Consider the following 6,608-nt stretch of genomic DNA (forward strand, 5'->3'; position numbering starts at 1 on the left):
TGTAACCAAGAATTGATGTGATCCATTCTTTTTTTTACACTTTTACACAATTATACGGACTTAATCGCCTCCTGCCGATTTCCTCACGCTCCCGCGGATATCCTGCGCCTCCTGCCGATTTCACGCGCCTCCCGCGGATAACCCGCGCCTCCTGCTGATTTCCTCACGCTCCCGCGGATAAACCGCGCTTCCTGCCGATTCCACCACTCACCCCAAATAACTACCCCCGCTCCCAAACAGAAATCATGTCATCATTTCCAGGCGTCCATCATAGATATAACTAGTGAGCCAGCACCAAGATTCAGCAGAAACGAGGTATTTCTATGGCTGTAGTGAAGCATACGGAAGAAGATGTTGCCTTATTGGCGAGGTTGATGCGGGCGGAAGCAGAAGGCGATGGAAAATTGGGCATGCTGATGGTAGGAAATACCGGTGTAAACCGGGTGATCGCGGATTGCCTAGATTTCCCCGGGATCCGCAATATAAGAGAAATGGTCTTCCAGAGCCCAGGAGGGTTTGAGGCGACGCAAAAAGGATATTTCTATCAGCGTGCAAGGGAACGGGATAAACGTCTTGCCCGAAGAGTCATTCAAGGCGAGCGCTTTCATCCGGCCACCAATTCTCTCTGGTTCTTTATGCCGCAGGGTGCTTGTCCCGCCCAGTGGTTCAACCAATGGAATACTGGGCGTTACAAATCACATTGCTTTTTCGCCCCTTCGGCATCCGAATGTCCGCGTGTGGTCCGATAATTTCCTAATCAGGAGGGTGTTTACATGAGCAATCAGTACGATGACAGCAAACCGCAGTACAACAATTCCTATCAGGCCTATCCTTACTATTATTACCCGCAAGGTTCACCTGCATATTACCCAGCTTTCCAGTCCCGGCAGATTCCGCCGCAAGGCCAACAGGGACAGCAGGGACAACAGCAGCAGATGCAACAGATGCAGCAAATGCAGCCGCCGCAGCAAACAGGACTGCCGATGGAACAGTCCTATATTGAAAATATCCTGCGTCTGAATCGCGGCAAGCAGGCCAGGGTTTACATGACTTTTGAAAACGGAGGCCAAGGCGAATCCCGGACATTCACCGGTGTAATCGAGGAAGCAGGGAGAGACCATATCGTATTACATGACACAGAAACCGGAAGATGGTACCTGCTGCTCATGATCTACCTGGATTACGTAGAGTTCAATGAAGAAATCAATTATTCCTACCCATTTGGAGGCACAAGCGGACAATTCTCAGCATATTCTCCTAGATGATAAAAGGGATGGCACGATAAGTGCCATCCCTTTCCAACCATTCAGAGGTTGACCGTTATATTCCTCATCCGTTCCGACATAGCATGAATATACTTGGGAGGGAAACTCGATGCGCCACCCCTACGAAAAGCTTGTCCGTATGGAACTTGCTGCCATCGCAGCTGTCATCCTCTTTGGTGTAATCGCTCTGATCCAAGGCTTTCTCCTGCTTATCCTATTGGCCTTTTACCTGCTCGCCTTCAGCCTGTTATGTGAGGCTATGCTATTATGGCAGACAGGCAACACTCCTGAGGCCGGAAAACAGGGCCTCCGTGCCATGTTGTTGTTCATTTTCGTTACGTATCTGTTCTTCCGACTATAAAAAGCGCATGACGGCTGTTCCGAGCAAGACCCAGCCGATCAGAAACGCCACTCCGCCCAGCGGTGTTACCATGGCAAAGGTTTTAATAGCGGTTGTTGAATAGATGTACAGACTGCCAGAAAACAGGAGAATTCCGATGAAGAACATCCAGCCGGCCCATGTGATGCTCGCTCCGGTGATTCTTTCGGCAAGCAGACCGGTCACCAGCAGCGCCGTCGTATGAAACATCTGATAGTTGACCGCTTTCTCCCATGTGTTCAATGCCTTCTGTGAAATTTTTCCTTCCAGCCCATGTGCTCCGAACGCACCCAAAGCCACTGCCAGAAATCCATTAACCATACCAATCAATAAGAATAATTTCATGATGAACCCTTCCTTTAAAAATCAAAAATAGAGTCGCCGTTAGCATCATCGTCATCATCAACGACCGTCTTGCGGGTTTTGCCAGAATTGCGGTTGGCATCTGTATCGCCAATCATGGCTTTGATTTCTTCCTCAGTAAACTCATCGTCTTTAAACTCATCAAAAACCTCTTCATCATCGTAAACTGTCACAGTCCTTTTCCTTTCGGGTGTTGCTTTCCCCTCCAGGAACAGATCACACAGCATGCGGATTTTCTCCATATGCATGGTCAACTTCTCCTGCTTGTGCTGCTCCGCCTTCGCTTCCTGCAGTTCTTTCATCATCTTTTGAATGATCGTCTCATTCGCAATAGCCACGCACGATCTCTCCTTATCTGCCTTTAATGGTCTATCCCACAGTATAACATGTTTCGTTGATGAAATCGCTGCAGGAATCCTTTAAAAAATTCCACCAAAAAAACCCTGGAAATCAGTCCTCCAGGATTCCATGCCGATCCGATCTATGAGATTTTCTCCGTATCCATCTTCTCTTCTATGTAGCGCTCATACATCCATTCCAGGAATTCATACTCGTCTTTTCTCAGCTTCCTGCCAAGCTCCTCCTGTGTTTCTTCATATAGGTGAATAAAACTTTTCATTACACCCAAGCCCCCTGTAATAAACGCCGCTCATTTCTTATTTTTTATTCTAACGAAGATCGAGACGAAAATCAATGGAAAAATTATAAAAAGGCAGAATTTACAGATAACTGCTCTTTTTGACATCTTTCGCCTCCCGTCGATTCTGCCCCATGAAAAAAGGGTGGACCTTTTCTGGCCCAACCCTTCATCTATTGTTCATCTTCGCCCAGCTTTGCTTCCAACTGGGTAATCCTTGCTCTTAGTTCATTAATGTCTTCTCTCGTCGCAAGACCCAGATCCTTTGCCATTTTCCTTGTCTGGTCATACTGCTTGGAGTTCCATTCATCTCTCTTCATTTCGCCCTTGACGACGAAACTGTCCATCATATTCCTTGCCTGTTCCTGGGTCAGTTCATTCTTATCCACCATTTCCTTCAACTTGGTGTCCAGTTTTTCCTTGCCGGAAATGGCAGCTCCAAGTCCCAGCAGAAATCCCTTTCTCAGTGTATCACTCATTCGCAACACCCCCTCGTTTCCTGAATTGGATCATGCGGTAATGCCTATAGAACAAGATATGGATCAGCAGCACCAGTATGGAGGTAACCGCCAAAGAAACAACTGCGATCCCGGTCAAACCGGCGGTATAACCATAAAATATCATACCAGCACCGATCAATACCATTATAAAGCAGATGGTCTCCAAGAATAAGTAGAAATGATGCTTCAACCGGAGCTCCTGCTTCTCCTTGTCCCATTCTCTATCCTTTTCCCCATTTTCCAGCCATTTTAACATCGCCCGGGGCAATGCCAGCACTGGCTCTGCGGCTTCCTTGGCCTTCTGTTTGGCGACTGCTTCCGCCAAATTGCGGTAACCGAACCATTTTTTGACCTGTGGCTTTGCCCACTTTTCTATATCCATTTCTGGAAATACGGCATAAAGCAGCCCGGCAATGATCGAAACCGCTCGTGCAAAATAGGCATAGTCCGCCGGAAGCTGGATCGGCTGCTCTTGGACTATGATTTTCACTTCTTCTGCAATCTGTGCCATGGTGTCTGTATCCATGTCTTTCAATGATCCGTCCTGATAGAGGTCCAAGAGTTGCCTGAATGCCTTCTCCAGTTTAGCCTTATCGGCTTCAGGCAGCAGGAAATCCATTTCTTCCAAGGCGTCGATCATCAATTTATAATCATCAATGATGAAGCCCCTCGCCACCCGCTTGAAATAGACCGTATCCTGTTTACTGATCTCACCGACCATCCCGAAATCCAAAATGGCAATGGCCCCGTCCTCCTGGACAAGAATATTGCCTGCATGGGGATCAGCATGAAAATAGCCAGGGTGGAGAAATTGGTCAATATAAAAGTCAAACAACGTTCTCGCCAGGTGTTCCGGGTTCAAATGATGGGCATTCAAGTACGGCACATCCGTGATCTTGGCGCCATCCACCCAATCCATCACCAACACCCTGCTCGTGCACAGATGATTATAATAGGAAGGAATATGTATGGATGGCATGTTCCTGTACCGCTCTTTAAAATAGTTGCCATACTTCAGTTCTTGCCGGAAATCCAACTCCCTGTCCATCACTCGGACAAGCTCCTTGTAAAGGGCGGTCAAGTCCGCTTTCTTTCCAAACGACGTAAATACTCTGATCAGCCAGAAAACCAGCTTGAGTGCGACAAAGTCCTTTCGGAAAATCTCCCTCACCCGGTAGCGTTGAACCTTGACGGCCACCTTTGTACCGTCTTTCAGTACTGCACGGTATACTTCTCCGATGGATGCAGAGGCCACGGGTTCCGGATCGATCCTTTCCAGATGCTTGTCCATGCTGCTGTTCCATTCCTCTTCCAGCAATCCTTTGGAGATATCGAATGGTACGGCAGGCACCTGATCGGCCAGCCCTGATAATTCCCGGATGAATGCCTCCGGAAGGAAATCTGCTCGCGTACTCAGGAACTGGCCCACTTTGATGAGCACTCCTCCCAGACGGACGGCTTTTTCACGGAATTCCCTTGCCATTCTAGCCAACATGCGATTCCACTGCCTGACAGTCCGGTCGTCCCATATCCTATGTGTAAATGTGAATAGATACAATTGAATGATGAACTTGATCGTCATGCCGAGGATGACTGCATTTCGATATACGAAATTATATTTCCTAGCATTTTTCACGGATAACACCTCCCTCCCCTTTTCCCCTGAGACGTGGCATGATAAACATTCCCATGAATATCCACCACGGAATATGCATATTTATACAAAAAAGTATTGATTTATACAGAATTTCACTTATAATTGGGTAAGAAATCAAATGAAGGAGTTTCTACATCATGACCAATCAAACAAAAAACCAATTGAAATTCATCCTGCCGTCGCTGATCGGTATTTTCCTGTTCATGTTTCCTTTTCCGACAGAGGGCGGCATTACGATACCGATTGCAATCCTCGCAGGATCTGTGCAGGACCTTCTTGCCGACCAATTATCGCTTATAATGATGATTATTATACTAGTTACTGCGATTATGACTGTTTTTGCAAAAGTCGCAGGAAGGGATGCTCTTGCCAAGACACCTTTCTTCCAAAGCTTGTTCCATACCAGCTGGTTCTGGACGGCTACACGGGTGCTGGCAGCCATTTTTGCCATCATGGTCTATTTCGGGCTCGGACCGGAAGCTGTGCATGGGCCGAACACTGGCCAACTGCTGCTGGATGACTTGTTGCATGTGTTGTTCGCAGTCTTCTTGTTCGCCGGGCTATTCCTCCCGCTCCTGATGAACTTCGGGCTGCTGGAGCTGTTCGGTACATTGATGACCAAGATCATGCGCCCATTATTCAAACTTCCTGGCCGGGCATCGATCGATTCCCTGGCTTCCTGGATCGGAGACGGGACCATCGGGGTTCTGCTTACAAGCAAGCAATATGAAGAAGGTTTCTATTCCAAGAGAGAAGCTGCTGTCATTGGTACGACGTTTTCGATTGTATCCATCACCTTTTCCCTCGTGGTGATTGCGGAAGTCGGTCTGGAGCATATGTTCATTCCATTTTATCTGACCGTATTTGCAGCAGGGCTGGTAGCTGCCCTGATCATGCCGAGGATCCCTCCATTGTCCCGGAAGTCTCAGGACTATATCCGGGACAATGCGGAAGGCATCGATGAACAAGTACCCGAGGGCGACAATCTCTGGACATTCGGTTATAGAAAAGCCTTGCGCCGTGCCGATAAAGAGAACAGTGTCTATAAATTTTTCAAAGAAGGCGGACAAAACATCCTTGATATGTGGATGGGTGTGGCACCGGTCGTCATGGCATTCGGTCTGGTCGCCTTGATCATTGCCGAATATACACCGGTCTTCCAATGGCTTGGCATGCCATTCGTACCGATCCTTGAACTGATGCAGGTTCCTGAGGCGGAAGCAGCTTCAGAGACCATGCTGATCGGCTTTGCCGATATGTTCCTGCCGGCTATTTTCGCCTCTTCCATTGAAGCGGAGATTACCAGGTTCATCATTGCAGCCTTGTCAGTCACTCAGCTGATCTACATGTCGGAGGTAGGTGGACTGCTTCTCGGCTCGAAGGTGCCAGTCAATTTCAAGGACCTTGCCATCATCTTCCTGTTGCGTACAATCATTACGTTGCCGGTCATCGTATTGATTGCACACTTCATCTACTAAGGCCTGATCCAATAGGGAAGCTGAACAACTGATTAGATGAGTTAACAGCTACGGAAATATACTTCGCTTTTGGTGTGACCCCCAATAGTTGGAGTTTTATTAGGCAACGATTAGATCGGTATGAAGTCGGTATTGAAGTGGGCTCATGCCGGTCAATCTTCCTTTAACACGTTGGTTATTGTAATAATAAATATAATCTTCCACTTTACTTTTTAATTCTTCGTAGGTACAGAGAGGTTCCCCATGATATATTTCTTGCTTTATGATGCCAAAGAAGCTTTCTACAGGCGCATTGTCTATACAATTCCCCTTACGTGACATGCTTTGGA

10 protein-coding genes are annotated in these 6,608 nt (G+C 47.5%); 4 read left to right on the forward strand and 6 right to left on the reverse strand.

The genetic code is table 11. From position 1 onward, the window contains the following. Nucleotides 1–323 precede the first annotated feature (323 nt). From ACFOGI_RS00005 to ACFOGI_RS00015, 3 genes are all read left to right on the forward strand, one after another. Entirely contained in the window at nt 324–749 is a 426-nt protein-coding gene (locus ACFOGI_RS00005) for a cell wall hydrolase (protein ID WP_390266567.1), read from the forward strand. A 24-nt stretch (nt 750–773) separates the two neighbouring features. Continuing rightward, entirely contained in the window at nt 774–1,265 is a 492-nt protein-coding gene (gene gerQ / locus ACFOGI_RS00010; RefSeq protein ID WP_390266569.1) for a spore coat protein GerQ, read from the forward strand. Between the two features lie 109 nt (nt 1,266–1,374). Next, nucleotides 1,375–1,626: a hypothetical protein gene (locus ACFOGI_RS00015; RefSeq protein WP_390266571.1), complete on the forward strand. Its 252-nt coding sequence runs from the start codon at nt 1,375–1,377 to the stop codon at nt 1,624–1,626. On the opposite strand, the gene ACFOGI_RS00020 is transcribed toward ACFOGI_RS00015, so the two are convergent. The 5 genes from ACFOGI_RS00020 to ACFOGI_RS00040 all read right to left on the reverse strand — a co-directional run bounded on the left by ACFOGI_RS00020 (nt 1,621) and on the right by ACFOGI_RS00040 (nt 4,780). Continuing rightward, nucleotides 1,621–1,989, reverse strand: a complete 369-nt coding sequence (locus tag ACFOGI_RS00020; RefSeq protein WP_390266573.1) for a DUF423 domain-containing protein — start codon at nt 1,987–1,989, stop codon at nt 1,621–1,623. The genes ACFOGI_RS00015 and ACFOGI_RS00020 overlap by 6 nt on opposite strands. A gap of 14 nt (nt 1,990–2,003) precedes the next feature. After that, entirely contained in the window at nt 2,004–2,345 is a 342-nt protein-coding gene (locus tag ACFOGI_RS00025; protein ID WP_390266575.1) for a YwdI family protein, read from the reverse strand. A 143-nt stretch (nt 2,346–2,488) separates the two neighbouring features. Further along, nucleotides 2,489–2,626: a hypothetical protein gene (locus ACFOGI_RS00030; RefSeq protein ID WP_390266577.1), complete on the reverse strand. Its 138-nt coding sequence runs from the start codon at nt 2,624–2,626 to the stop codon at nt 2,489–2,491. 191 nt (nt 2,627–2,817) lie between these two features. Further along, nucleotides 2,818–3,123 carry a phasin family protein gene (locus tag ACFOGI_RS00035; RefSeq protein WP_390266579.1) on the reverse strand — a complete coding sequence of 102 codons (306 nt, stop codon included), beginning with the start codon at nt 3,121–3,123 and terminating at the stop codon, nt 2,818–2,820. Next, the gene (locus tag ACFOGI_RS00040) at nt 3,116–4,780 is read right to left on the reverse strand and encodes an ABC1 kinase family protein (protein WP_390266581.1); all 1,665 of its coding nucleotides are present in this window, start codon (nt 4,778–4,780) and stop codon (nt 3,116–3,118) included. Before ACFOGI_RS00040 ends, ACFOGI_RS00035 begins: the two co-directional genes overlap by 8 nt. Before the next feature lie 158 nt (nt 4,781–4,938). Here ACFOGI_RS00040 and ACFOGI_RS00045 point away from each other — a divergent pair, with 158 nt between their 5' ends. Beyond that, complete coding sequence (locus ACFOGI_RS00045) at nt 4,939–6,279, forward strand: YjiH family protein (protein ID WP_390266583.1); 1,341 nt, start codon at nt 4,939–4,941, stop codon at nt 6,277–6,279. A gap of 99 nt (nt 6,280–6,378) precedes the next feature. Here the strand turns inward: ACFOGI_RS00045 and ACFOGI_RS00050 are convergent. Continuing rightward, the coding region (locus ACFOGI_RS00050; protein ID WP_390266585.1) for an IS3 family transposase at nt 6,379–6,608 on the reverse strand (230 nt) is incomplete at its 5' end.

Origin of the sequence: Virgibacillus xinjiangensis, from assembly GCF_042643145.1 — a bacterium.
GTDB classification, from domain to species: Bacteria; Bacillota; Bacilli; order Bacillales; family Amphibacillaceae; genus Virgibacillus_O; species Virgibacillus_O xinjiangensis.

Excerpts from the sequence above, each read along its gene's own strand:
- ACFOGI_RS00015 (WP_390266571.1), top strand. The coding sequence starts at position 1,375 with ATGCGCCACCCCTACGAAAAGCTTGTCCGTATGGAACTTGCTGCCATC.
- ACFOGI_RS00005 (WP_390266567.1), top strand. The coding sequence starts at position 324 with ATGGCTGTAGTGAAGCATACGGAAGAAGATGTTGCCTTATTGGCGAGG.
- ACFOGI_RS00045 (WP_390266583.1), top strand. The coding sequence starts at position 4,939 with ATGACCAATCAAACAAAAAACCAATTGAAATTCATCCTGCCGTCGCTG.
- ACFOGI_RS00020 (WP_390266573.1), bottom strand. The coding sequence starts at position 1,989 with ATGAAATTATTCTTATTGATTGGTATGGTTAATGGATTTCTGGCAGTG.
- ACFOGI_RS00035 (WP_390266579.1), bottom strand. The coding sequence starts at position 3,123 with ATGAGTGATACACTGAGAAAGGGATTTCTGCTGGGACTTGGAGCTGCC.
- ACFOGI_RS00030 (WP_390266577.1), bottom strand. The coding sequence starts at position 2,626 with ATGAAAAGTTTTATTCACCTATATGAAGAAACACAGGAGGAGCTTGGC.
- gerQ (WP_390266569.1), top strand. The coding sequence starts at position 774 with ATGAGCAATCAGTACGATGACAGCAAACCGCAGTACAACAATTCCTAT.